Consider the following 24,759-nt stretch of genomic DNA (forward strand, 5'->3'; position numbering starts at 1 on the left):
CCGATACAAAATTTGTCATCCCAGCAAAAGCTGGAAGTGCTCCTCAACAGCCGAATGGCTGGTCATCCATCTTGATCTTCGACTTGGTGCATAAAGCAAAAAGCAAAATGGATCCCAGCTTTCGCTGGGATGGCGAAGGCATTTCGTCTCTACTTGAACCGAAACCGCTCTAGGCTTGTCGTAGAGCCGAGTGTTTCAGGCGGCTTGCGCCAGGGCGTTGCCGATCATGACTTCGATGCTTTCCAGGTCGGGCAGCAGGGCCGCCTCATCGCCCAGCAGGACGCGCATCTGCACGCCCGCTGGCAGCTGTTCCTCAGTGGCATCGGCCAGCAGGCCGTCGCGCGGCACGGAAATCAGCCGCGGGAACGATTGCGTCAACAACGCGAAATACGGCATGGCTTCGCCGCCGCTCAGCGATTTGAGCACCACGATCTTGCTGCTGGCCACCACGCTTTCCTGGCCCTGACCGGTCATGCGTGGGAACGAAACCAACGGCACCTGCCAGCCGTGCCAGAGGATCTGACCGGGCAGCCACGCCGGCGCGTCGGCGATGGATTCCACCGGCACCCGGGCCAGCACTTCGGCCACGGTCGCGTTGGGCAACAGCAAGCGCTCTTCGCCTACCTGCACCAATACCCCGCGGATTTCGTCGTTGGAACTAGCCATCTGTGTGTCCTTTAGTCGTTCCGATCATCATTCCGATCATCATTCCGTCACTCGGGCCAATGCGAAGCCAGAAGCGTTGCGAGTTCGCCCGGGGCGGCCACCATTCCTCCGCGTGCCGCCAATGCCTTGGCAGCCGCCGGGTCGTAGCAGCCCTGCGGCGATTGGCCCGCCGCAAAGCCGCCCTGCGCCGCCAACGCCAGCGCTGCCTCCACCTGCGCCGGATCGCTGCCGCTCAACAGCAGCACCGCGCTCTCGGCCGCGGGCAGCGAAGCGATCAACGTATCGGACTGCAGCGCGCCTTCGCCGAAATGGATTACGCCTTCCACCACGTTCACCACCACGTCGTTGGGCAGCACGTAAACATGCGCGCCATGCGCGACCTCGCCAGCCTTGGCCAAGAGAACGGGCAGCGTGGAGACGCGTTCCATCTGCTTGACCAAGTTGTCGTAGCGCCCACCGTCCAGGCGCAGTTGCACCAGTACCGGACGCGACAGGTCCGGGGGCAGATCGGCCAGTACCTTGCGCACCGCATCCGGACCACCGATGCCTGCGAACAGCAGCGCCGCGCCGCGAACTACCGAACCGGTCGAGCCGGTCGAAGCGGCGGTGACGGCATGGATCGATTCCAGCTCCAGCGCGAGTCCGCTGGTTTTGGTCGGCGCCGGCGCCGATGACGGCAGCGGCGGCGGTGAGGAAACAGGCATCGGCTCCGCCGGTGCGGGAGCCGGAACCTGTTCGAAGCCATCCTGCAAAGGCAGATCGTGCGATGGGGCTGCGGTCGGCTTCCAGGTTTCGGGATCGAAGGACTGGCTGGAACCGGACTCTTCGATTTCCACCAGTTCCAGTCCGCCGCGCGGCAACTCGAACGCGACTCCCTGCGCTTCCTGCAGATGCGGTTCGATATCGGCGTGGGCGTGGATCTGCGCCGGCGTGCGCGGCAGGCCCGGTTCGGGATGGGTATCGTCGATTTCGCCGCCGGGCGGCAATACATCCGCATGGCCGTTCAATTTGGCGGCCAGATGCCGCGCCCAGCGTTTGGCTTCCCAGCCTTCGCGACGTGCGGCCAGCTCGGCTTCGTCGAAAATCACCGCCACCGCCGGATCGTGCAGTACCGCATCGAAGCGCGAAAGGCTGTCTTCGATCGCCGCTTCCAGCGCCACCAGCACCACCTGCGGCGAAGCGTCGCCCAGGGTCTGGCCATCGATGGCGTTGGGGTCGTCTTCCAGCACGATTTCTGCGCCCGCCTCATGCAATGCCGCGCGCAATTGCTCGCGCGCGGCGCCGGCACGGGCCAGCAGGGCGACGCGTCTGGTGTTTCCGGTCATCGCGCCACCTTGAAAGGAATCATTCGCGGACACGGGCGATTCCCAGCAGGTCGTAGACGTTGCGCATCAGGTCCAGCTCTTGATAGGGCTTGCCCATGTAGCGCTGCACGCCGATCTCCATGGCGCGCTGGCGATGCTTGTCGCCGGTACGCGAGGTGATCATCACGATGGGCACGTCCTTGAAGCGCGGATCGGCTTTCATCGCCGTCGCCAGTTCGTAGCCGTCCATGCGCGGCATTTCGATATCGAGCAGCATCAGGTCCGGCACGCGTTCTTCCAGGCGCTCCAGCGCTTCGACGCCGTCGCGGGCGACGGCCACTTCGAAGTTGTGGCGCTCCAGCACGCGGCCGGTGACCTTGCGCATGGTCAGCGAATCGTCGACCACCATCACCAGCGGCACGCGGCGCTCTTCCGGCGCTGGCGTATCGCTGACGAACAGGTTCGGCTGCAGGATGTGGCGACGCACCAGCGGGGCCACGTCCAGGATCACCACGATGCGTCCGTCGCCGGTGATGGTGGCGCCGTAGATACCGGGCACCGAGGCGATCTGCGGACCGACCGGCTTGACCACGATTTCGCGGTTGCCCAGCACCTGATCCACCGCCACCGCCGCGCGCAAGTCGCCGGCGCGCACCAGCAGCAACGGCACCTGAGGCTGGCCTTCGGCACGCGCCGGAGGCTGGCCGATCAGCGCGCCGAGATCGTGCAGCACGTATTCCTCGCCACCGTAGACGTAGACCGCACCCGCGGTTTCGAAACGATCGCGCGAGATGCGGCCCACGCCGCCCACGGCCGCGACCGGCACCGCGAACTGGGTTTCGCCGATCTGCACGAACACCGCTTGGGTGACCGCCAGGGTCTGCGGCAGACGCAGGGTGAAGGTGGTGCCCTTGCCTGATTCGGACGCGATTTCCAAGGAGCCGCCAAGCTGGCGGACTTCGCTATAGACCACGTCCATGCCGACGCCGCGGCCAGCGAGCTGGCTGATGCTGTCGGAGGTGCTGAAGCCGGATTCCAGGATCAGGCGCTCGAGGTCGGCGTCGCTCAGATGCACATCGGACTGCACCATGCCGCGTTGTTCGGCACGGCGGCGGATCGCGGCGTGATCGATGCCGGCGCCGTCGTCGGACACCTGGAACACCATTTCCGCGCCTTCGCGACGCAGTGCGATCTGCACCGTGCCTTCCTCGGGCTTGTTCTTCTTGCGGCGTTGTTTGGGCGATTCCAAGCCATGCGCCACGGCATTGCGCAGCAAGTGCTCCAACGGGGCGGTCATGCGCTCCAGCACGTTGCGATCGAGCTCGCCATGGGCGCCATCGAGATGCAACTTGACCTGCTTGCCGGTATCGGTGGCGGCCTGGCGCAGCACGCGGCGCAGACGCGGGACCAGACCGTCGAACGGCACCATGCGCGCGCGCATCAAACCGTCTTGCAGTTCCGAACTCACGCGCGACTGTTGCTGCAGCAAGGTGTCGTACTGGCGGGCCAGATCGTCGAGCACGCCCTGCAGACCGGTGATGTCGGCCGCCGATTCGGCCAGACCGCGGCTGAGCTGCTGCAGCGTGGAGAAACGGTCGAGCTCGAGCGGATCGAAAGTCGGATCGCGCTTGTCCTGCTCGCGCTGGTAGCGCGCGACGATCTGCGCTTCGGTTTCCAGGTCCAGACGCCGCAACTGATCGTGCAGACGGATGTTGGTGCGGTCCAATTCGGACATCGCCCCGCGGAACGCACCCAATTGCTGTTCCAGGCGCGAGCGGTAGATCGCCACTTCGCCGGCGTGGTTGACCAGACGGTCGAGCAGGTCGGCGCGAACGCGTACCTGCTCCTGCGCGGCGTACGGCATCGCCTCGTCGTCGCCGGGGAAGGCGGTGTCGATAGGCGCGGAAAGCGGCGCCAGGGCGACCGTCGGCATCGCAGTCGCGCCTTCGCCCGAGGCGTCGAGGGTAGCGACCTCTTGCGGACGGGCGCGCCGTTCGAACTCGGCGATCAGATCGGTCGGCATCGGCGCCTTGCGATGCGCGCCGACCTTGGTCACCAGGCCATGCAAACCATCGAAACCGCGCTCGAGCAGACGCACGCTGTCGCCGTCCAGGTCCATGCGCTGCGCGGCCACTTGTTCCAGTAGCGATTCGATCGCATGGCCCAGGTCGCCGATGGCGTTGATGCCGGCCATGCGCGCGCCACCCTTGATGGTGTGCAGATCGCGTTGCAGACCGGTCACCAGCGAACGGTCGTCCGGGGTTTCGCGGAGCTTGGCCAGCAAGCCGTCGGAGTGGTCGAGCAGGTCGTTGCCTTCTTCGACGAAAATGTCCACCAGATCCCGGTCCAGCTCGGTGAAGTCCAGCGCGTCGTCGGGCAGCGCGGGCGCAGCCGCATAGGCGGTGGCCGCCGTTTCCGGCTCTTCTCCAGCGTGCTCTTCCGGCGCATCCTCGACTGGCGCATCCTCGACCGGCGACGTATCGCTGGTTTCGACGGGTTCGTCGGATTCTGTCGCCACGGTATCTATCATTTCCTGCACCCCTGCCTCTACTGCCGGCTGTTCCGGCACGACGTCGCTCGGGGGCTCGACGGTATCGATGACTGCTTCCACCACATCCACATCGGATTCGACGGAAACCGCTTCGACCACTTCGGGCTCCACGATTCCGCTCTCGATCTCTTCGATCTCGACCTCTTCGGCCGGTAGCGCCTCGACGGGCGCTTCGAATTCCACTTCGTCGGCTGCGGGCTCCTCAAGGACAACCGCCTCGACCACAACGTCCTCCACCGCGCTGGCTTCCACGTCTTCTTCGGCCGCCACGGGTTCCTCGAACGCGGGCTCTTCTTCCTGCGCGCTCTCGAGAACGACTTCCTCGACTTCGGGCAAGGCCTCTTCGGAGATCGTCGCTTCCGGCACATCCGCTTCGCCGATTGCCATTTCGTCCGCGGCTTCTTCGGGCTGAGTCGCAGTGTCGCCGTCGGCGATTTCGGGCGTGGGCACGAGCGGCTTGGCGACCGGTTCGCGCACGTAGGTCAGTTCCACATCGTAGAACGTGACTGCCGGCTGCTGGGACTTCGGCGCTTCGGTTTCCAGCACGATCGCCTGATCGTCGAACACAATTTCGTCGCTCGGCTCGATGGCGAGTTCGCTGTTTTCCAGTTCCGTGGTTTCAGCGCTGGTTTCGGTTTCGGCGCTAAGGTGAACTTCGTGACCGAAATAGGCGGACAGATCGTGCGCCGAGAGCTCGACGTCGCTGGGCGATACCGGCGGCGCGATGCTGGGCATCGCTTCGGTGTAGGTGCCTTGCGCCGAGTCGTCGACGGTGACCGCGGTCGGCCTGGCTTCCGGCAGGCTGTCGCGCAGGCCGATGAGCTGTGCCGCAAGTGCGGCGAAGACCGGGATGCGCGGCGAAGTCGCCTGCAAGGCGGCGATGCTGCGCCGGATCGCATGGGCGCTGTCGGCCAATGCGGCCACGCCTTCGGTGGATGCGGCTTCCCTGGCGGACGAGAGACGCTTCACGTACTGCTCGGCGGCAGCGGTGACGTCGGTGATCTCCGGCACGTCGGCCATGGCGAACGCGCCGTTCATGGTGTGGAACGCGCGCAACAGCGACTCGTCGGCCTGGGTAGGTGCGGCCTGCGCACGTGCCAGCCATTGGTCGACGGTTTCCAGATGCGCGCCGACTTCCGTTTCCAGGATCTCGCGCAATACCCCGTCCACCGAAGCGGGCGTGCCTTCGGTTTCGGGTTCGAACTGCGCCGGAACTTCGCTTTCGGTTTCCTGATAGGCAGGAGCGGCGTTCGTCTCGGTCGGCGCTTTGTAGAACGCCTCTTCGCCTGCGGCGATGCGGTCGCTGAGTTCCTGCAGACCGATCAGGTCCGCGGTGACGCGGCCCTGCCCGCGCAAAGCGGCGTTGAGCTGCGGCAGCACTTGCGTGGAATGCTCCAGCAACGCGATCACCGCGGCGGAGGGCGGACGCGTGCCTTCCAGCACGCGGTTGAGCATGTTCTCGACTTTCCAGGCGAACTCGCCCAGCAGCTTGGCGCCTACGAGGCGGCCGCTGCCCTTGAGCGTATGGAAAACGCGGCGAATGGAACGCAAACGCTCCATATTGTCGGGAGCGACGCTCCATGCCGGCAGCAGCTGGTTGAGATTGACGATTTCCTCGTCGAACTCTTCCATGAACACTTCGCGGATATCGTCGTCGATGTCGCTGGCGGCGGTTTCGAAACCACCCAGAGCGGGCGTCTGAGGAGCGGATGCAGTGGGTGCCGGCTCGGTGGCGGCGACGGTATCCGTCTGCACGACCGGAGTCGACTCGGTGATGCCGGCATCCCTCTCCAGGATCGCCTCGTCTTCCAGCGCCTCGTCTTGCTCGGCCAAGGAAGCGGCTTCCAGTTCGAGCGCCTGCAGCGCTTCTTCTACCTCAAGCGCTTCTAGCGCTGCAGTATCCAGCGCTACGGTATCCAGCGAAGGAGCCGCAGCGGCCTCCTCGTCCATCGCCACGGCGGCGACCGTCGGCTGATCGAGTTCGATCGCGTCGGCAGCGATTTCCAGCGGCGCGTCGAAAGAGGCGGATTCGGGTTCTTCCAGAGCCGCGACAGGCGGTTCCGGTTCTGCGAACACCACCGGTTCCTGCACAACCGGCTCATCGGCCGGCACCGGCCAATAGCGCAGTTTCTCCAGGCTGCTGCGGGTGATATCCAGGATTTCGTCGCGGTTGGGCCGGCGTTCGCGCAGGGCTTCGAGGTAGTACTCGAGGCTGGCCATGGCGTCGGCGAGCGTGTCCAGCTGCTGGCCGCCGGGCACGCGCCGCTTGCCGATCAGCTCTACCGCGACATATTGCCGCACGCCCAGCAGGTAATCGGCCGGTTCGGGCAGTTCCAGCATGCGCAACGCGCCGGCGACTTCGGACAGCAGGCGCGGCACCTGCGCCAGTTCGGCGTGGTCCCAGTTGGTTTCGATGAAGGCCACGAAGCCTTCGCGCGCGGCGGAGAAGTTGTGCATGGCTTCCTGCGCCAGCACTTCGACCGTGCGCTGCGATTCGGAACTGGCCGAATCGCCCGCTCCGCCTGCCGCTTCGCCGAGACGGGCGACCTGATCGTCCAGCGACGCATCCACGTACAGCAACGCGCCCGCGATATCGAGCAGTGCGCTTTCATCGGCCAGGCGTTCGCCCTGCACTATCTCGCGCAAGACGTCGCGTTGCTGCACGACGACTCCGCGCGCCACGCCCAAGCCCACCATGCCCAGCGTATCGGCGACGTTGCCCAGTTCATTGACCTGGGTCTGCAGCGCGCCTACCTCAGCACCGGTGCGCAGATGCAGGTCGAGCGCATCCTTGATGCGCAGCAATTCTTCTTTGACCGCGCCGCCGACGGTATCCAGCAGCGCGCGGTTGCGTCCGCTGACGCTGCCGCGCGCATGATCGATTTCCGCTTCGCTAGGCGATTCGGCATCCAGGGCGAAGGCTTCGCGCAGCTGATCCAACGCCGCATGTTGCACCGGCGATTGGGACACCAGATAGAGCAACTGGCGGGTCGGCTCCTGGCTGCTGGGCGTGGCCGCGCCTGCGGCGCCTTCCTGTTGCGAGGCGCGCACCGCGCGGCTTACCCCCGCATAGGCCTGGCGTATCGCCGGCGACGACGGCAGTACGCCTTCGCGCAAGGCCTCGGCTACCGAAGAAGCCACCCAAAGCATGCGTCGGGTGGCGATGTGCTCGACGCTTTCCAGCAAGCGGTTGACCGCCCTTGCGAGCGCACCGGCATCGGCTGGCGCGCCCTCTTCCGGCCAAGCCGAAAGCGCTTGGTCCAGTTGTTCCTGCGCCTCGCCGACCCGCGCTTGGCGCGCTTGCCAGGAAAGCACTTCCGGCAATGGTAGCTCCTGCGGCAACGGCTGTTCCAGGTCCGGCGCGAACAGCACGCTTTCGCTCAGGCCCGGCGCGCCGCGCGCCGCGCGGATGTCGTTGAGCAACGGCAGCAGCACGATCGGGATGTCGCGGTGGCCGCCTTGCAGGCGCTCCAGATAATCGGGAAGCAATACGGTGCCGCGCATCAGCGCGCCGCAGGCTTCGTCCTGGTCGACCGTGGTTTTTTCCTGCAGCGCGCGCGCCAGCAGTTCGAGCTCTTCGGCCACCATCGCCGGTGCGTACAGCTCGACCATGCGCAGGGTGCCCTGCACTTGGTGCAGGTAGCCGGCGCAGAAATGCATGCGCGACGTGTCGGCGGGATCTTCCGCGAAGAACTCCACTTCCGACCGCGCCAGGCGCAGGGTTTCGTCCAGCTCGGGTTTCACCCAGCCCAGCACCGCATGGCTCATGGCATCACGCAACGCGCTCATAGTCGCGCCTCCACGACGGCGGCACGCGGGCCGCGCAATGGTGATGCCCCTCGGGAATTCCTGACTTCCATTCGTGTGTTTCCTGCCCTCAACCCGGCAACTTGAAGTCGGCGACCGAGCGGCGCAGTTCGGCCGCCAGTTCGGTCAGATGGCCGATGGATTCGGCGGTCTGCCCGGCGCCCAGCGAGGTCTGCGAGGTGATCTGACGGATCACGCCCATGGTCTGGGTGATGTCGGTCGCGGCGGACGACTGCTTCTGCGCCGCGCCGGAGATGCTCTTGATGAGTTCGTTGAGGTCGCTCGACACGCGCTCGATCTCGCCCAGCGCGGTACCGGCGTCTTCGGCCAGCCTTGCACCGGACACCACTTCGGACGTGGTCTGTTCCATCGAGCTGACCGCCTCGTTGGTATCGGCCTGAATCGTCTGCACCAGCGATTCGATGCGTCGGGTCGCACCGGAAGTGCGTTCGGCGAGACGCTGCACTTCGTCGGCCACCACCGCGAAACCGCGGCCCGCTTCACCGGCCGAGGCCGCCTGCACGGCCGCGTTCAAGGCCAGGATATTGGTCTGTTCGGAAATGTCGTTGATCAGTTCCACCACCGATCCGATTTCCTGCGAGGACTCGCCCAGGCGCTTGATGCGCTTGGAGGTTTCCTGGATCTGGTCGCGGATCTGGTCCATGCCGCGGATGGTTTCGCGGACCACGCCCGCGCCTTCGGTGGCGATCTGCACCGAGCGCTGCGCCACTTCGGCCGACTCGGTCGAGTTGCGCGAGACCTGATCGATGCTGACCGCGATTTCGTTGATGCGCTCGGAAGCGCTGTTGATCTGGTCGGACTGATGCCCGGCCGCTTCCGCCAGCTGTAGCGCGGTGGCCTGGGTTTCCTGGGTGGACGCGGCCACCTGCACGGTGGTGTCGTTGATGGTGGTGACCAGGTGGCGCAGTTCGTCGACGGCGTAGTTGATAGCGTCGGCGATGGCGCCGGTCATGTCCTCGGTCACCGTCGCCTTCACGGTCAGATCGCCTTCACCGAGCGAGCTGATTTCGTCCAGCAGCCGCATGATGGCCTGTTGGTTGCGGCTGTTGTATTCCACCTGCGTCTGGTAACGCATTTCCTGCTCGCGCTGGCGGTTGCGGTACAGCGACCAGAGCAAACCGACGATGGAAACCAGCGCGGCGATACCGGAAATGATGCCGAGCCAGAAGTTCGGGAACAGGCGCGTGTCGCGCGCCGAGCCGAACGAGGAGAAGGCGTCGAACAGCTTCTTGCTGTCCTCGAGCATCTTGCCCGAACCATTGGTGATGGCTGCGGCCGCGGATTGCGCGGCGAACAGGTTCTTGGAGCTGCCGGTGATGGCGTCCAAGTCCTTTTTCATCGTCGTCCACAGCGTCTGCGACTGGGTCAACGCCGACAGCGCGTCGGCGTTGCGCAGCGGCGCGATGCCTAGGTCGGCGTTGCCGTTGCGCAGGCCTTCCAGTACCTGGCCGAAGACCACCGCGTCGCGGACCAGCGCGTCGCCGGCCATCGCCGCACCGCTGCCGCCGGCACGCATTTCAGTCACGCGGCGGGCCATGGTGCCCGCGACCACGACCTGCTGCAGGGCGTTGTAGATCTGCGAGGACTGCGCGCCGCCCGCTGACATCGCGCGAACCACTTCGTTCAATTGAGCCTGCAGCTGCGGCACCTGGGAGGTGAAGCGGTCGGCGTTGCCGGCCAATGCCAGCACTGCGGGCTCGCTGTTGATCAACTGGTCGGCACTTTTGTCCAGCGGCGCCCAGGTGGTGGTCAGCTGGCTCAGCGGACCCGACACGGTGGTCTCGGAGCCGTAACGGCTATTGGTAGTGGCAACGGTCGATTCGATCTGCGCCTTGGTGGCCTTGAACGACTTGAACGCTTCCGCGTCGCCTTCCACCGCTTCACGGCCCTGGTTGGCCAGCTGCTGCGAAAGCACCTGCAAGTCCGCCGCGCCGGTGGAGGCGCCGGACAGACGACTGCCGGTGTAAGTGGCCACGCCGGTGTTGGCGCCGAACAGGATCACCGACAGTGCCAGCAGGACCAGCCAGAAGCTGCTTCCCAGGCTGCCGAGTTTGCTGGCTTTGGGAGAATCCGGTGCAGTGCTCATCTTTCAAACCCCTGGAAATTGGACAAAGTGCAGCAATGGTTCATTTCTATCCGGTTACGCACTCCCCGTGCGTTGTCGGATACGCGATCCGTCGGTTCCGGACCTTTTCTCACGAACCCCGCATCTATGCGCCGGATCCCTGTCGCCGCCCTCCTGGCGGCCTGTAATGGGCTTTTTCCAACAGCCCTTGTACCCACTTCCGCCGACACCTTCGCGTTATAGCGCGGCCTGGCGGAATTCCGGTGTACGCGCCAATAGCGACAACGCAAAGACTCCCCAGTCATGCTCGTCGCCATGGAACGCACGCTCCACGAAATGGCCGTAACGCCCTTCCGCCAGCGCGCCAGGGTCCACACCCTGGTCTTCGGTGAAACTACGCTGGCCATACAGCTCGTCGATGGTCAGGGCGACGTCGCCGCCGGCCTGGCGCACGACCAGCACGCGCTGGCCCTCGTGCAATACGGTGCGCTCGCCTTCGAGGAAATGCTTGAGGTCGATCACCGGAAACAGGTTGCCGCGCAGGTTGCCGATGCCTAGCAGCCACGGCTGCGCGCCCGGCACCGGCGTGGTCGGAGGCAACGGCACGATTTCGACCACGTCCTCGAAGCCCGAGACCAGACGGCGCTGGCCGACCCGGTAACCGACGCCGCGCCATTGCTCGGCGACCGCTTCGCGCGCAGGCAGGGCCACGGCGTGGGCCAGGCTGCGGCGCTCGTACTCGGCCAGGATGTCGAAGGGAGTGCGGCTCATGGCGTCATTCCTTCCCGTTAGCCGACATGGGTGCGGATCGCGTCGAGCAGCTCTTCGCGGGTGAAGGGTTTGGTCAGGTATTGCTCGGAGCCGACGATGCGGCCGCGCGCCTTGTCGAACAGGCCGTCCTTGGAGGACAGCATGATCACCGGCGTGCTCTTGAAGACTTGGTTGTTCTTGATCAGCGCGCAGGTCTGATAGCCATCCAGACGCGGCATCATGATGTCCACGAAGATGATCTGCGGCTGCTGGTCGGCGATCTTGGCGAGCGCTTCAAAGCCGTCCGTTGCCGTGACCACTTCACAGCCTTCCCGCTTAAGCAGGGTTTCAGCAGTGCGACGAATAGTTTTGGAGTCGTCAATCACCATCACCCGGAGGCCGCTGAACCCCCCGGCCGGGTTGTCATGCTCTGTCATTACCTTCTTTCCCCAAGCGCGGCGCTTCTAATCGGCACCGCTGCGAAGCATCTTATATCCCAGCACCAGCGCAGACTGTCAAGTTGAGCTTCAAATCGGAGTGAAGCTGAACGCCGCGATGCGAACTCCGTCTCATTTTGCGCCTGCTAACATCTTACCGACGAAATACCCCCCGGATTGCCTTCTATGCCCCTCGATGTCGTCGTGGTGATGGACCCCATCGGGTCCATCAAGATCGCCAAAGACACCACTTTCGCCATGTTGCTGGAAGCCCAGCGTCGCGGCCACCGCCTGCACTACGTGCAGCCCGGCGGGCTGTCGTTGCGCGACGGCAAGGCGGTGGCGCAGGCCGCGCCGCTGGCGGTGAAGGACGACAAGGCGGGCTGGTTCACCCTGGGCGAGACGGCGGAACTGGCCTTCGGTCCGGGCCAAGCGGTGCTGATGCGCAAGGACCCGCCGTTCGACGACCAGTTCCTCTACGACACCCATATCCTCAGCATCGCCCAGGCTGCCGGTGCGCTGGTGGTCAACGATCCGCAGGGCCTGCGCGACTTCAACGAGAAGCTGGCAGCTCTACTGTTCCCCCAATGCTGCCCGCCGACCCTGGTCAGCCGCGACCCCGCGGCGCTCAAGGCCTTCGTGGCCGAACATGGCGAGGCCGTGCTCAAGCCCCTCGACGGCATGGGCGGCCGCTCGATCTTCCGCGCCCGCGCCGGCGACTCCAATCTCAACGTGATCCTGGAGACTCTGGTCGGCCGCGGCAACCTGACCCTGGCCCAGCGTTTCATCCCGGGCATCAAGGACGGCGACAAACGCGTGCTGCTGGTCGACGGCGTGCCGGTGGATTACGTGCTGGCGCGGATCCCGCAAGGCGATGAGTTCCGCGGCAATTTGGCCGCCGGCGGTCGTGGCGAAGGCCGCCCGATCTCCGACCGCGACCGCTGGATCGCCGAACAAGTGGCGCCGGAAATGAAGCGCCGCGGCATGCTGTTCGTGGGGCTGGACGTGATCGGCGACTACCTGACCGAAGTCAACGTCACCAGCCCCACCTGCGTGCGCGAACTGGATGCGCAGTTCGGGTTGAATATCGCGGGGATGTTGTTTGATGCGATCGAGAAGCGGGTGCAACTTTGATGCAAGGTTCGGCGCATTTGGTTTTTGATCGTCATTCCCGCGAAGGCGGGAACCCAGCGACTTTGTTTCTATCGGCGATAAGTCACTGGGTCCCCGCCTTCGCGGGGATGACGACGGCATTTTTACGGGGACGGTGATGTCCGCTGTAGTCGCCCCGCCCAAGATAGGTTCCAACGAACGCCTCACCGCCACCCTGGCGCTGTCGTTGGTCGTTCACGGCATGTTGGTGCTAGGCCTGGGTTTCGCCCTGGACGATGCGGCGCCGGTGGTGCCCACGCTGGATGTGATCCTCAGCCAGACTCAGACCCCCCTCACGCCCAAGCAGGCCGACTTCCTGGCCGCGGCCAACCAGCAGGGCGGCGGCGACCACGACAAAGCCCAGCGCCCGCGCGATAGCCAGGCCGGCTGGGTGCCGCAAACGCAGACCGGGGTAGCGCCGCAACCCTTGCGCGCGCAATCGCCCGATGTCGCTCCGCCGCCGGAAACGCGCGTGGTCAGCTCGAGAAACAGCGAAACCACGGTGCCGCCCGCGCAAACCCGGCCCGAACCCGATCGGCCGGAGCTGCCGCGCGGCGATCTGAAGATCGACCGGGACGCGGAGATGGCCCGCCTGGCTGCGGAAATCCACCTGCGCTCCGATCTTTACGCCAAGCGGCCGAAACGCAAATTCGTTTCCGCCAGTACCAAGGAATACGCCTACGCCAACTACCTGCGCGCGTGGGTGGACCGTGCCGAGCGCGTGGGTAATCTTAATTACCCCGACGAGGCGCGACGCAAACGCCTGAAAGGGCAATTGGTGATCAGCGTGGCCGTGCGCCGCGACGGATCGGTAGAGAACACCCGCATCATCCAGTCCAGCGGCATTCCGCTGCTCGATTCCACCGCGCTGCGCATCGTGCAGCTGTCGGTGCCGTTCCCGCCGTTGCCTAAGACCGACGAGAACATCGACATCCTGCACGTCACCCGCACCTGGCAGTTCCTGCCGGGCGGCGAAGTGCGCGACCAATAGCCGGGACGCCCGGGTTTCGGCGGCGGCGTGCAGTCCAACGGCTTGTCGATGGACAGGCTATCTCTCTGCCCAAGCGCTGATGCGGGGCCGGGACCGACGCTGCGGGACCAAAGCTGACGCTGGCGCATCTGGGCGATATCCGCCCACACTGCTGCGACTAGACGGGATACTGCTGGATCTACGCGCTGCATCACGCCACCGCAAGGGCTTGGCATGCAGCATGCATGCGTCAAGGGTCAACTGAGGTCTGACCTGCGGGCACGGATCGTCTCTTATTCATCTTCATCCGGCCAAAGGAGTTCAGGTATCGCAGTGAATGCCGTCTCTCCCTCGCCGCAACCATTGGCCGGCGCCACGCCGGCGGACGACATGCCCCGGCGCCTGGGTCCGCCGCCTGCGGTCTGGGCCTTGGCCGTACTGGTCGCCGGCCTGCTGTTCACGGCCTGGGTGGCGCACCGTGTATGGCTGGACGAGCGCGAACGTACCCAGGCCGCGTACGCTGCGCTGGCCGACGGCAGCGCAGCGCGTCTGCGGGCACCGTTGGAGAAGGCCGCCGCCGTGCTGCGCGCGATGCAGACGGTGTTCCTGTCCAACGACCAGATGGACCAGCGCAAGTTCGAGCAATACACCGAAAACCTGCGCATCTCGGCCAAGCATCCCGGCTACGTCGCCACCGTCTTCGCGCGCCGCCAGTCCGACCCGAACGATCCGCAGCGCGTGGCCTATCCCTACGAACTGGCCGCCCCCTTGCGCGGCAACGAATCGCTGATCGGCTTCGACATCGCCGCGCAGAAACCGAACCTGCTGGCGCTGGAGCGCGCGCGGGATACGGACGCTCCGGTGATTTCCGCACCGTTCGCGCTGCGGCAGTTCGAGCAGTACGCCGGTCCGGCCGCGCTCGGGGTGACGGTGCGCCTGCCCGTGTACTCCCGTGGACGCATTCCGACCGATGTGGCCGAACGGCGCAGCCGGGAAATCGGCGCGCTGGCGATCAGCCTGCGGCTGGAACCGTTGGTGTACGAAGCTCTGGGCAGCTCGGTGCTGGACCGTTTCCAAGTGCGTATCCGCGACCTCGATGCGCCTCAGGCCGAAGACTTTTTCGACTCCGGCACCCCCTTCATTGCGGATGCGGCGGTGCATACGCGGACGCTGGACTTCGGTGGCCGTCATTGGCAAATGCAACTGCGGCCGCGGGTGCACGTGTTGGACGTAACCCGCGTGCGCACCGTCATCGGCGCGGGCGTGACCATCAGCCTGCTGTTGTCGCTGCTGCTCTGGTCGCTGTCCACCACCCGCCGCCGCGCGGTCAAAATGGGCCATCGGATGAGCGAACGCTTCCGCGAGAGCGAAGCCCGCTTCCGCACGCTCAACGAGCTGCTGCCGGCCCTGGTACTGCTGGCCGACGGCAGCGACGGACGAATCGTCTATGCCAATCAGGCCGCGCGCCTGCGCTTGGGCGAAGCCGTGCGGCCGTTGCTGGCTGATCTGTTCGCCGACCCGTTGTTGCGGCGGCGCGCCAGCGATCCGGCGACGTTGGGTGAGGACTGGAGCAGCATGGACGCGGCGCTACTGGGCCATGGCGGCGAACCTTTCTGGGTCAACGCATCGATCGCGCAGGTGGACATGGACGGCGTCCCGCACTTGCTGATGGTGGCGACCGACATTTCCGAACACCGCGAGCTGACCGAGCGTCTGATCTACCAGGCGAGCCACGACGCGCTGACCGAACTATGCAATCGCCGCGAGTTCGAGCAGCAGGTCGAACTGGCGCTGGCCGAACGCAAGCTCCATCCCGACTCCCTGCCTTGCGCGCTGCTGTACATCGACCTGGACCAATTCAAGCTGATCAACGACGTCTCCGGCCACATGGCCGGCGATCAGCTACTGGCGCAACTGGCGTTGGCCATGCGCCAGCAGCAGCGCCTCGGCGACGTGCTGGCACGATTGGGTGGCGACGAATTCGGACTGCTGGCGTTCAATGTGGACGCCGAGGGCGCGCTCGTCCTGGCCGAGCGTCTGCGCGAATGCATCGAAGCGTTGATGTTCACCTGGCAGACGCATACCTACACGATCAGCGCCAGCATCGGCGTGGTGGTGGTGGATCATGGCGAGCCGACACTCAAGGATCTGCTGGCCTGGGCCGACACCGCCTGCTATCTGGCCAAGGAGAACGGCCGCAACCGCGTGCACGTCTATCGTGAGGACGACGAAACCACGCGCCGCCAGAGCGAAATGGAATGGGCCAACCGCGTGCGCTGGGCGGTCGAGCAGGACCGCCTGCTGCTGGACTACCAGGAAATCGTGCCGCTCGGCGGGGTGAAGGCCGATGCGCCCACTATCGAACTGCTGCTGCGGCTGCGCGACGAGGAAGACGGCATCGTGCTGCCCGGTACGTTCCTGCAGGCGGCCGAACGCTACGGATTGATGCCGGCCATCGACCGCTGGGTGATCCGCAATGCGCTGGCGCATTTTTCCGAGCTGCATCCGGCCGGCGCGCGCCTGGGCACGTGCGCCATCAATCTGTCCGGCGCCAGCATCGAGGACGAGGGACTGGCCGACTTCATTCTTGGTCTCATGGCCCAGTACGGAGTGCCGGCGCACAAACTCTGCTTCGAGATCACCGAAACCGTGGCCGTGCGCAACCTGCTCAAGGTGGTGCATATGATCGAACGCCTGCGCCAGGCGGGTTGTCTGATCGCGCTGGACGATTTCGGCGCCGGCATGTCCTCGTTCGGCTACCTGAAGAACCTGCCGGTGGACATGATCAAGATCGACGGCAGCTTCGTCCGCGACCTGGACACCGATCCGATGAGCCGCACCATCATCAGCGCCATCACCCAGATCGGCCACCAGCGCGGATTGAAAGTGGTGGCCGAATGGGTCAGCGCCGGCCACATGTCGAAGGCGCTGAATTCGCTGGGTGTGGACTACGGCCAGGGCTTCGCCCTGCACCGCCCCGAACGCGTTCTGTTCCAGCGCGCGGACTCGCAGTGGCGACGTGCGGTGGGTCATTGAACCTGGCGTGCTTCACGCGTTTCAACGCGGGTGGCTGGCGGAGCGTTTTTGTGGACAGGCTAGGTCAAGTGGTACTAACAGGTCCGCTTGAGGCCGGAACACGAGCAGCGTCATCCGTTGCGCTGCCTCGCACAACAAAGGCAACACGCCGACGCGTGTTTCACTAGCGGGCGCGCCGTGCGCGTCTTCCATCGTTGCGTTGCGTAGTCGCGCGACTTTGCGCGAACTCCGGGAAGATCTCCGCTATCGGCACCGTATCCGGCAAGATGTAGAACACCCCGCCCCGCTCGAACGTCGGACGGATGATCTGCTCGTAAAACTCGGGCGAGACGTTGATGCAGCCATGAGTGATGCGGTTGTCGTCCGGCGAAGGCGAGGCAAGGCGTTCGACGCGTCTCTCGGCCGGGACGCCGGTAGCGGTAGGGTGGATGGAGACCCCAGAATCGTAGTCCACCCACAGCACGCGCCCAGCGTCGATTGACGGACCGAAACCGCCCACAAAGCGACCCGCAGGCGTGGTGCGATCCCGGCCTGGAATCTCGCGAAGCGCGAGACCGGCGACGCCGGGGGCCGTGTGATCGCTGATCGCCGAGCCAAAGAGCCCAGGTGCCGCGCCACGAAGACGGCCGTCGCCGCCGAACACCAAGATCTGTGCGGCGGCCTTGTCGATGACTGCGAACGGATAGCCTTGGCTGTCCTTGGCGGCGACCACCCAGCCCGCGAGCTCAATCACCGTGTCGGACACCTCTTGGCCTGGCGGAAGCTGGTCGACGGCGGCGACCGGTTGCGCGGCGGCATCCTTGGCGCTGGCCACGCCGCTCGCGAACAGCAGCGCCAGCGCCAGCGCACCATAAACGGCCCGGACCGCAGGGAATGTGTACGTACGGATGGGAGGGTTCCTTGGAATGAAGACTGGGGTGTAGATAAAGAGACCGGTGGCCAGCAAAGGCCACCGGATCACGCTTCAGGCCGTTCGTCGCGAATTGAGCGAGAGCGATTAACCGCGCGGCACGCGGCGCGGCGCCGTTTCGAGCTTCTGGACGCGGCTTTCTATTTGATCCAGCCGTTGGTTGGCCTGCTGCGCGGACTGATTGGCGGATTCGGCGCTCTGGGCCGCGCCCTGCACCTTCGTGTCGAGTTGATCGAGGCGTGAATTGATCCCTGCAAACTCGTCTTTATAGGTTGCGCAGGAAGCAAGGCCCACGCTGGCGACGATCGCCACGCCGAGCGTACGCGCCATCACCAAATGTTGCTTGGTCAGAAACATTCCAATCTCTCCTTCGTCTGGGGAGTTGGGAATATAGCGGTCTTTTGGCCGGAGTCATGACCCGCCTTCAGCTGAAATTGGGATACGTAGATGGATTGTGAAGATGTGGCAACCAGTAAGAGCTCCGGCTTTAATCCATCAATCTCCACGAAAACTCGCAGCATTCGATCGACTATCACAACCTTATCCGCAATCACCGATCCCCACCCAAGGCGAACAATAGACCTTAATAGGCGAGCCGTTTTGCACCGACTTATCTTCAGAGACTTCTTCGACTCCTCCCAATTCATCAGCAAGGAAAGCTGTACCGGTCCCTCCAATGCCTCTAGGCGGTCGACATAGCCTCTCCCGGCATCACTACTGCACCGCGCGCAATGTCCGCTTCCGGTCGAAAGCGGTCCCATCCGCCAGGCAGACCGATAATGATGCGCGGCAGTTCACACAAGCCAGATCCGCTTCGCGACTCGGCTTGCCCCAGACCTCAGAACCCTATGTTGGGAGTATCCGTGAAACCTCAAATGATCCTGGTCGCCGGCCCGTACCGTTCCGGCACCAATGACGACCCCGTCCTTATCGCGAAGAACGTGGAGGCGATGACGGAGGCATCGCTTCGCCTGTTTCGCGCCGGGCACCTACCCGTGCTGGGCGAGTGGTATGCCCTGCCGCTGATCGAACACGCCGGTTCCACCGGCGTTGGCGACTCTGTCTTCAACGAGATATTCCACCCCGTCTCGCGCCGCCTGGTCGCCAAGTGCGACGGCTGCCTGCGCATCGGCGGACCATCGGCGGGCGCCGACGAAATGGTCGACCTAGCCCGGCAGAACAGCAAGGCGGTGTACTACTCGCTCGAGGAAATACCTAACGCCGATCCATGAGCGCGATGGGCGTCATGGGCTATTGCCCTCAGCGTATTGCTTAGCCGGCGTTTCTGATCGAACCAACCGGCTTGCGTCCCTGGAAGGCAATTGGCGAATCGCCAATTTTCCGCCGCTGCAGATATCCACATCCCTGTAGATCAACGTCCTGCCGTTGCGGAACTTGAAACGGAAATCGTACAGGCAGCCCTCGCTTGCGATTTCTATCGTGGTCGAGTCGCCGCCGCCGCGCAGGGGCGCGCCCAGCGGCTTTTCCTGGAACGCATCGCTTCCTGCCGGCGCGACTTCGAGAGAGGTCACGCTGTCGTACGCGCGATTGATGAGGTCCAAGTAGCGGGTGTCCTTGCCAGCGCCGGCGTGCGCAGCGGTGGCGAACAAGAGAGTGGCGAGAACGGCGGGAAGGGTCGGGCGCATGACGAGGATCTCCGGTCGGATGGATGGATGCCGACGGCGCATTGCGGGAGTCGGCGCATGCATCAAGGCCCAGACGGCGGCAAGCCGGCAATCGATCCGGGACGAATCGTCGTTATGCGGTGGCGAATCGTAGTGGCGCGTCGCCGCGCTTTGCAGCGCCGCTCCCCACGCCTAGGATGGCGCTGCCCCGGCCCCCGGAGCACCTTGGACACTTGCAATGAAGATTCGTCTCGGCAGTACGGAAATAGGTTTCTGGCGTTACCTCGCCCTCTGGACGCTGGTGGCGGTGGTATTCGCCATCCAAAGCTCTCTGACCGGTGGATTGGGCGACCGCCCCAGCTTCGGCATATTCACCTATCTGCGCTGGTCGATGGTCCAGTGGTACACCTGGGCCGCGCTGGCGCCGACAGTGTTCCGCCTGGCCGAGCGCTACCCGGTGCGCGCTCCACTATGGCTGCGCGGACTCGGCGCGCAACTGCTGGCCAGCGTGTGCGTCACCTTCGTGGCGATGGTGGCCGGGGCCTTGGTTTCCACGCTGTTCGAGCCCAGCGGTTTCGCCGAACAATTGTGGTTTTTCCTTGCCCAGCATTTCGCGACCGGACTGCTGACCTACTGGGCGTTGTTCGCCATCCATCAGGCGATGCATTTCTACGCCGAAAAAACCCGCCGCGAAGTCGAGGCCAGCCGGCTGGCCACCGAGCTGGCGCAGTCGCGACTGCTGGCGCTGAAGTCGCAGCTGCAACCGCATTTCCTGTTCAATACGCTGCACGCCATCGTGACCCTGCTCGACGAAGACAAGGTCTCGGCCGAGGACATGCTGCTGCGTTTGAGCGACCTGTTGCGCGCTTTCCTGGAAGACTACGATGGCCAGGAGATCAGCCTGCGCCAGGAACTGACCTTGATCGAACTCTATCTGGGCATCCAGCGCACGCGGTTCAAGGATCGGCTGACCACGCAGATCTACATCGCGCCTGACACGCTGGACTGCGCGGTGCCCAGTCTGATCCTGCAACCCATCGTCGAGAACGCGATCCGCCATGGCATCGGCCAGCGCGTCGGCAGCGACAACATCGAGATCGAAAGCCGGCGCGAGGGCGATGCGCTATGCATCGATGTGCGCAACCGCAACAGCACCCTGGCGGCCGGGCCGGCCGACTCGGCCGGGCACGGCATCGGCCTGTCGAATACGCGGTTGCGGCTCAAGGAACTGTATGGCGACGCCGCCGAGGTGCGCCTGGACATGATCTGGCCCGAGGGCGTGGCCTGCCGCATCCGCATACCGTTCCGCGAACTCGAAGGGCCGGATGACGCGCCGGAATTCTCTCCGGAGTTGGCGCCTGCATGAGCATCGGCGCGCTGGTGGTGGACGACGAGCCGATCGCGCGGCACGCGATCGTTCGGCTGCTGCGCGACGATCCTGACATCGAGGTGCTGGGCGAGTGCGGCGATGGCGTGTCGGCGGTAGCGGCGATCCGCAGCCAGTCGCCGGACCTGGTGTTCCTGGATATCCAGATGCCCGCTATCAACGGTTTGGACGTCATCACCACCATCGGCGCCGAACGCATGCCGGCGACGGTCTTCGTCACCGCCTACGAGCAGTACGCGGTGCGCGCCTTCGAAGCGAACGCAGTGGACTATCTGGTCAAGCCGTTCAGCCGCGAACGCTTCGCCGGCACCTTGCAGCGCGCGAAGGCGCGGCTATCCGCCGGCGAAGCCGTCGGGCCGCAGTCTTCTGCGCGCATCCTGCAGGCGCTGGATGCGTTGCGCCAGCGCGACGACTATTTGGACCGCGTTCCGGTGCGCGTGGACGAGCACGTGGTCTTCGTCGCCGTCGACGACATCGTCTGGATCCGGGCCAGCCGCAACACGGTGCAGATCCACCTGGCCGACAAGGTGCACGAACTCCGCGAGACCATGGCCACGCTGGTCACCCGCCTGGATCCGCGCCACTTCGCCCGCGTCCACCGCTCGGCGATCATCAACGTCCGCCGGGTGAAGGCCATCCACCCGTGGTTCAACGGGCATCACGTGGTCACGATGGACACCGGCCAGCAGCTGCGGATGAGCCGCTACCAGCACGAAGCGTTCCTGCGGCTGGTGTCGACGCGGCGGGAAGAGTAAGTCGTGACCTAACGCCTAATCCAAGCCGAGCCGCGAAGCGGGCTCGGCTTGGATGATCCGCTGGATCTGCTATTTGGCCGCCGCCAAACACTTGGCCATAGCTTCAGAACGCAAGTCGGAGATGCGCCCTCTGATCTCCTCGCGCGCCAAGAGCTCGTCTCCGACAAAGAATTTCCCAGCCGGCGTCGAGCCAAAGGCCTCAAGCTCCTTCTGCAATGGCGCCGGATAATGCACTTGCTCGTCGGCAACCTGTTCCTTTCTCGTTGCGGCATCCAGAAGGGCCTGCTCATGCCGCAGGCGAAAAGCCACAACAGCTTGTCCGGCAGGACTTTGGAAGAACTCAATGGCCTGCTGCACCTCTATTTCGCTCAGGTTTGCCATCACCTGCGACGCAAAATACGAGCGCATGGCGGGCATCGCGTCCTTTACGGTGCAGTCCGCCAATCCGGCCGGCATATCGATAGGAGCGACCGCAATCATGAAGCGGATCGCCTGGGCCTCCTGTTCGTGCGGTTTGACGAGCCCTACCAGCTTCTCCGCTTCTTCGAGCCTTGGCGCCATTTTTTCTGCATTCGCGGCGGAAGCCACGACGCCGGCCGCGAGCATTGTGAGCGTTACCAGCAATTGCTTCATTTACTCGAATCTCCCCTAGTTATTCGATAGGTCCAATGTCTGAACTAAGCCAACCCGCGGAGTGGGTTCGGCTCGAATGAATTATCAGGTCGAAGCTCGCCCGGCGCCGCATCCAGGATAACCGGGAATATTCTTGCCAAGCCGGATGTCGCGCGCAACCTGCCATCGACCATTGCTGCGAGTCGGCGTTGCGATGCCATTGCCGGCACGCCCAGTCTTGCGGTTCCTCTCGCCAGGAGTGAGCAGCGGATCGTCGGTGAACATGATGTCGCCGATGTAGTAGGTCGCGCAGCGCGGCTCGATGACGTGCATGTGTATGTGCGCAGGAACGTCCCGAGTGGGATAGCTCCCCGGGCGGATAGTGTCGAAGGTGTAGCGTCCATCGGCACCGGTTCGCACCCAGCCGCGCAGCGAACCGTGCCGGCTAGAGGCTTGCCCGCTGGATCTTGCAGGAACTGGATAAATGCCACGAGCATTGGTCTGATACGCATAGATGACGACCCCCGACCTGGGTTTTCCGTCGGCACCGTACACGCGACCTGTAACGGTCATGGGCTGTCCTGGCTCGCCTAGCGGGGCGATGCGCGAGCGCGCTGGGATGCTCTGCGGCAACCCCTCAAACACAGCCTCGCATCCCTCGCAAGGCAAGCCAACTACCGGCTCGCGAGAGTGGACGCTGCCGCTCGCCGCCAGTAAGGCCACGAATGCCGTTGCGAGAAGATTACGCATATCTGCTCCTGCAGCGTAACGCCTGAGTTAAGCCAACCCGCCGATCGGGTCCAGCTCAAATGAATTGCCAGGTTGCTTATGGCTCATAGCTAAGTGTCGGCTGATATCTTAAAAGCTCGCTTTGCGCATGCTGGACCAGACCCACAGGCAGCTCGATTTCAGAAAGAGTGCCGCCACCAGAAAACGTTTGAACAGGGCGCATGAGCACGTACTGGGAAAGTTGCCCGCCTATGCGCAACTTGTACCACGACAGATGCTGATTTTTAGGAAGCCTCGCCAAGTTGGTGATGGCAGACTCGAACGACGATTCCTGTCCGGGAATAACCGTATAGGTGTTAAGCGCCATGAATGGGGAAGCATCAGGAAGCAGGGCTCCCGTGCTCGCGGTCTCCAGCCGCTCATAGATGCCATGACTGACGAAGTCCGCATAGGGGGTGACATTCAAGTTGTTGTCCGCTGAGTCTGCGGCCGGATCGACTGCCTGGTCGAAATCGGCGATTGCGTGGCCAAAGGTTCCATCCATGAACTGCCCGACGCGTTCGCCGAGCACGAAGGTCCAGCCACGCCATATCCATGGATCTTTGTTGTTTTTGTGCCAGATGAGATGGCGCTGATAGCCCGCGGTGAATTCGGATGAGAGGCCGGGCTTTGGTTTCAGAACCACAAGGCGGGCGAATTGACCAGGAGAGTGCTGCGCATGGCTCAGCGGAGAGAGTATGCCGAGAAGAGCCGCTGTAAAGACCACCAAAAGGTACCGCATCGAATATTCCTCTTCGTAAAGATTGTGGAGGTATATGGAAGCAATCTAACGCCGGAACTATGCCGAATCACGAAGCGGGTTCGGCTTGAATGAAGTTAGACCGAGCCCGCACGGCTAAAGCGAATACGCTGCGGCCACAAGCAGCCCGCCGATGATGGCGAGGTTGGACTGCCAGGTAGTGATGGCATTGGCGCGCGCCGGGCCCTCCATATCCCAAAAGTTGACCAGCAATACAGAGGCCGCGGCGGTGAAGGCGACCAAGCCTAGGGCGGCCCACGCCGGGTAGAAACCGCAGATCAGCGCAAGGCCGGCCAAGATCTGAAACACCGAGCCAGACAGCAGCACCAGTTTTGCCGCAGGCACGCCACGCGCCGCGAGCGCTTGAGTGATGCCAGGCAGAATGAAGAAGTGGTGAATCCCACCAACAACGAACAGCCCGCCCAGTAGCAGGCGACCAATGAACCACAAGATCGTTTGACTCTCAGCTGGCATGATGCTTCCTCACGCTCCAACGCCTTATGTCTTCAAATTTACGCACTGTAAGCGTCGAGAGTCCGGCGTGCGCGCCCGATAACGCCTAGGCCACGGACCGACTGCCACGACCAGTAACCTATATTGCCATTCTCATACGAGAGACTGGAACTTGGATGCCGCCCGTTAGATCCAAGTCAAAACGCTCCAGGACGACAAATCCAGACGCCAAATAGAGCGGCTCACCTGGCATAGTTGAAACCAGCTCGAGCGAGCTAAAGCCAGCCTGTTTTGACGCGTCTATGCACGCTGCCATGAGCTGGCGCCCCAAGCCACGACGTGCCATAGACGGATGGACAAAGAACGCGCGAATGCGGGCTGGGTCTGTGGCCGGGTCAAGCAGTGGATCCGGTCCAGTCTTGATTTGGTCCCCGCCGAAGAGCGTACCCCGTTTGCTCCAGCCACCGCAGGCAACGATTTGGCTGTCGTGCTCAATGACGAAGTAGGTCTGATCATCAATTAGCTGGGTGTCGACGCCGAATACGTAGCGAGTGATCGCGTCAGCTTGCTCCGGCGAATAGAAGCCAGTGCTGAGGGCGCGTCCGGAGAGCTCAATGAGCTCGTCTAGGGCGTGGATGTCAGATCGCTCGGCAATACGAAGTTCCATTTGCGAGAACCTTAGCAAGCGGCCTAACGCCTGACACAGCCGACCCGCGACGCGGGTTCGGCT

General features: G+C 64.1%; 19 protein-coding genes and 1 pseudogene. 6 read left to right on the top strand and 14 right to left on the bottom strand.

What is annotated here, in order from left to right; genetic code table 11:
• Positions 1–195: 195 nt before the first annotated feature.
• The 6 genes and pseudogenes from J2W94_RS16605 to J2W94_RS16630 form a co-directional block, all read right to left on the bottom strand.
• Positions 196–666: a chemotaxis protein CheW gene (locus J2W94_RS16605; RefSeq protein ID WP_310095817.1), complete on the bottom strand. Its 471-nt coding sequence runs from the start codon at positions 664–666 to the stop codon at positions 196–198.
• Positions 667–713: 47 nt separating this feature from the next.
• Positions 714–1,991: a chemotaxis protein CheB gene (locus tag J2W94_RS16610; protein ID WP_310095819.1), complete on the bottom strand. Its 1,278-nt coding sequence runs from the start codon at positions 1,989–1,991 to the stop codon at positions 714–716.
• A gap of 19 nt (positions 1,992–2,010) precedes the next feature.
• Positions 2,011–6,735: pseudogene (locus J2W94_RS16615) on the bottom strand (Hpt domain-containing protein); the annotation flags it as partial.
• 1,663 nt (positions 6,736–8,398) lie between these two features.
• Positions 8,399–10,435 (bottom strand): methyl-accepting chemotaxis protein, encoded by a 2,037-nt coding sequence (locus J2W94_RS16620; RefSeq protein WP_310095823.1) that lies wholly within the window; start codon positions 10,433–10,435, stop codon positions 8,399–8,401.
• A gap of 216 nt (positions 10,436–10,651) precedes the next feature.
• A complete protein-coding gene (locus tag J2W94_RS16625) occupies positions 10,652–11,185 on the bottom strand; it encodes a chemotaxis protein CheW (protein ID WP_310095825.1) in 534 nt (177 codons plus the stop codon).
• A gap of 17 nt (positions 11,186–11,202) precedes the next feature.
• Entirely contained in the window at positions 11,203–11,601 is a 399-nt protein-coding gene (locus tag J2W94_RS16630; RefSeq protein ID WP_162315128.1) for a response regulator, read from the bottom strand.
• A gap of 186 nt (positions 11,602–11,787) precedes the next feature.
• Between J2W94_RS16630 and gshB the strand changes: the two genes are divergently transcribed.
• From gshB to J2W94_RS16645, 3 genes are all read left to right on the top strand, one after another.
• Positions 11,788–12,735: a glutathione synthase gene (gene gshB / locus J2W94_RS16635; protein WP_310095829.1), complete on the top strand. Its 948-nt coding sequence runs from the start codon at positions 11,788–11,790 to the stop codon at positions 12,733–12,735.
• 133 nt (positions 12,736–12,868) lie between these two features.
• Positions 12,869–13,744, top strand: a complete 876-nt coding sequence (locus J2W94_RS16640; protein WP_430540642.1) for an energy transducer TonB — start codon at positions 12,869–12,871, stop codon at positions 13,742–13,744.
• Positions 13,745–14,056: 312 nt separating this feature from the next.
• Positions 14,057–16,759, top strand: a complete 2,703-nt coding sequence (locus J2W94_RS16645; protein ID WP_310095833.1) for a bifunctional diguanylate cyclase/phosphodiesterase — start codon at positions 14,057–14,059, stop codon at positions 16,757–16,759.
• Between the two features lie 163 nt (positions 16,760–16,922).
• Here the strand turns inward: J2W94_RS16645 and J2W94_RS16650 are convergent, their stop codons facing one another.
• Together J2W94_RS16650 and J2W94_RS16655 are read right to left on the bottom strand one after the other, a co-directional pair.
• On the bottom strand, positions 16,923–17,597 hold the full coding sequence (locus tag J2W94_RS16650) for a L,D-transpeptidase (protein ID WP_310096157.1): 675 nt from the start codon (positions 17,595–17,597) through the stop codon (positions 16,923–16,925).
• Positions 17,598–17,756: 159 nt separating this feature from the next.
• Positions 17,757–18,026 (bottom strand): hypothetical protein, encoded by a 270-nt coding sequence (locus J2W94_RS16655; protein WP_310095835.1) that lies wholly within the window; start codon positions 18,024–18,026, stop codon positions 17,757–17,759.
• A gap of 506 nt (positions 18,027–18,532) precedes the next feature.
• Here J2W94_RS16655 and J2W94_RS16660 point away from each other — a divergent pair.
• Positions 18,533–18,901 (top strand): hypothetical protein, encoded by a 369-nt coding sequence (locus J2W94_RS16660; RefSeq protein WP_310095837.1) that lies wholly within the window; start codon positions 18,533–18,535, stop codon positions 18,899–18,901.
• 12 nt (positions 18,902–18,913) lie between these two features.
• Here the strand turns inward: J2W94_RS16660 and J2W94_RS16665 are convergent, their stop codons facing one another.
• Positions 18,914–19,315, bottom strand: a complete 402-nt coding sequence (locus J2W94_RS16665) for a hypothetical protein (RefSeq protein ID WP_310095839.1) — start codon at positions 19,313–19,315, stop codon at positions 18,914–18,916.
• A 217-nt stretch (positions 19,316–19,532) separates the two neighbouring features.
• Between J2W94_RS16665 and J2W94_RS16670 the strand changes: the two genes are divergently transcribed.
• Positions 19,533–20,660 carry a sensor histidine kinase gene (locus J2W94_RS16670; RefSeq protein WP_310095841.1) on the top strand — a complete coding sequence of 376 codons (1,128 nt, stop codon included), beginning with the start codon at positions 19,533–19,535 and terminating at the stop codon, positions 20,658–20,660.
• Positions 20,657–21,436, top strand: a complete 780-nt coding sequence (locus tag J2W94_RS16675) for a LytR/AlgR family response regulator transcription factor (protein ID WP_310095843.1) — start codon at positions 20,657–20,659, stop codon at positions 21,434–21,436. Before J2W94_RS16670 ends, J2W94_RS16675 begins: the two co-directional genes overlap by 4 nt.
• Positions 21,437–21,505: 69 nt before the next feature.
• Here the strand turns inward: J2W94_RS16675 and J2W94_RS16680 are convergent, their stop codons facing one another.
• The 5 genes from J2W94_RS16680 to J2W94_RS16700 form a co-directional block, all read right to left on the bottom strand.
• The gene (locus tag J2W94_RS16680; protein ID WP_310095846.1) at positions 21,506–22,069 is read right to left on the bottom strand and encodes a hypothetical protein; all 564 of its coding nucleotides are present in this window, start codon (positions 22,067–22,069) and stop codon (positions 21,506–21,508) included.
• An 84-nt stretch (positions 22,070–22,153) separates the two neighbouring features.
• Positions 22,154–22,798: a hypothetical protein gene (locus J2W94_RS16685; RefSeq protein WP_310095847.1), complete on the bottom strand. Its 645-nt coding sequence runs from the start codon at positions 22,796–22,798 to the stop codon at positions 22,154–22,156.
• A 76-nt stretch (positions 22,799–22,874) separates the two neighbouring features.
• Positions 22,875–23,558, bottom strand: coding sequence for a hypothetical protein (locus tag J2W94_RS16690; protein WP_310095849.1), 684 nt, complete (start codon positions 23,556–23,558; stop codon positions 22,875–22,877).
• 114 nt (positions 23,559–23,672) lie between these two features.
• On the bottom strand, positions 23,673–24,050 hold the full coding sequence (locus J2W94_RS16695; protein WP_310095851.1) for a DoxX family protein: 378 nt from the start codon (positions 24,048–24,050) through the stop codon (positions 23,673–23,675).
• A gap of 118 nt (positions 24,051–24,168) precedes the next feature.
• A complete protein-coding gene (locus J2W94_RS16700) occupies positions 24,169–24,696 on the bottom strand; it encodes a GNAT family N-acetyltransferase (RefSeq protein WP_310095852.1) in 528 nt (175 codons plus the stop codon).
• Positions 24,697–24,759: the final 63 nt, after the last annotated feature.

Source organism: Pseudoxanthomonas sacheonensis (genome assembly GCF_031455975.1).
GTDB classification, from domain to species: domain Bacteria; phylum Pseudomonadota; class Gammaproteobacteria; order Xanthomonadales; family Xanthomonadaceae; genus Pseudoxanthomonas_A; species Pseudoxanthomonas_A sacheonensis_A.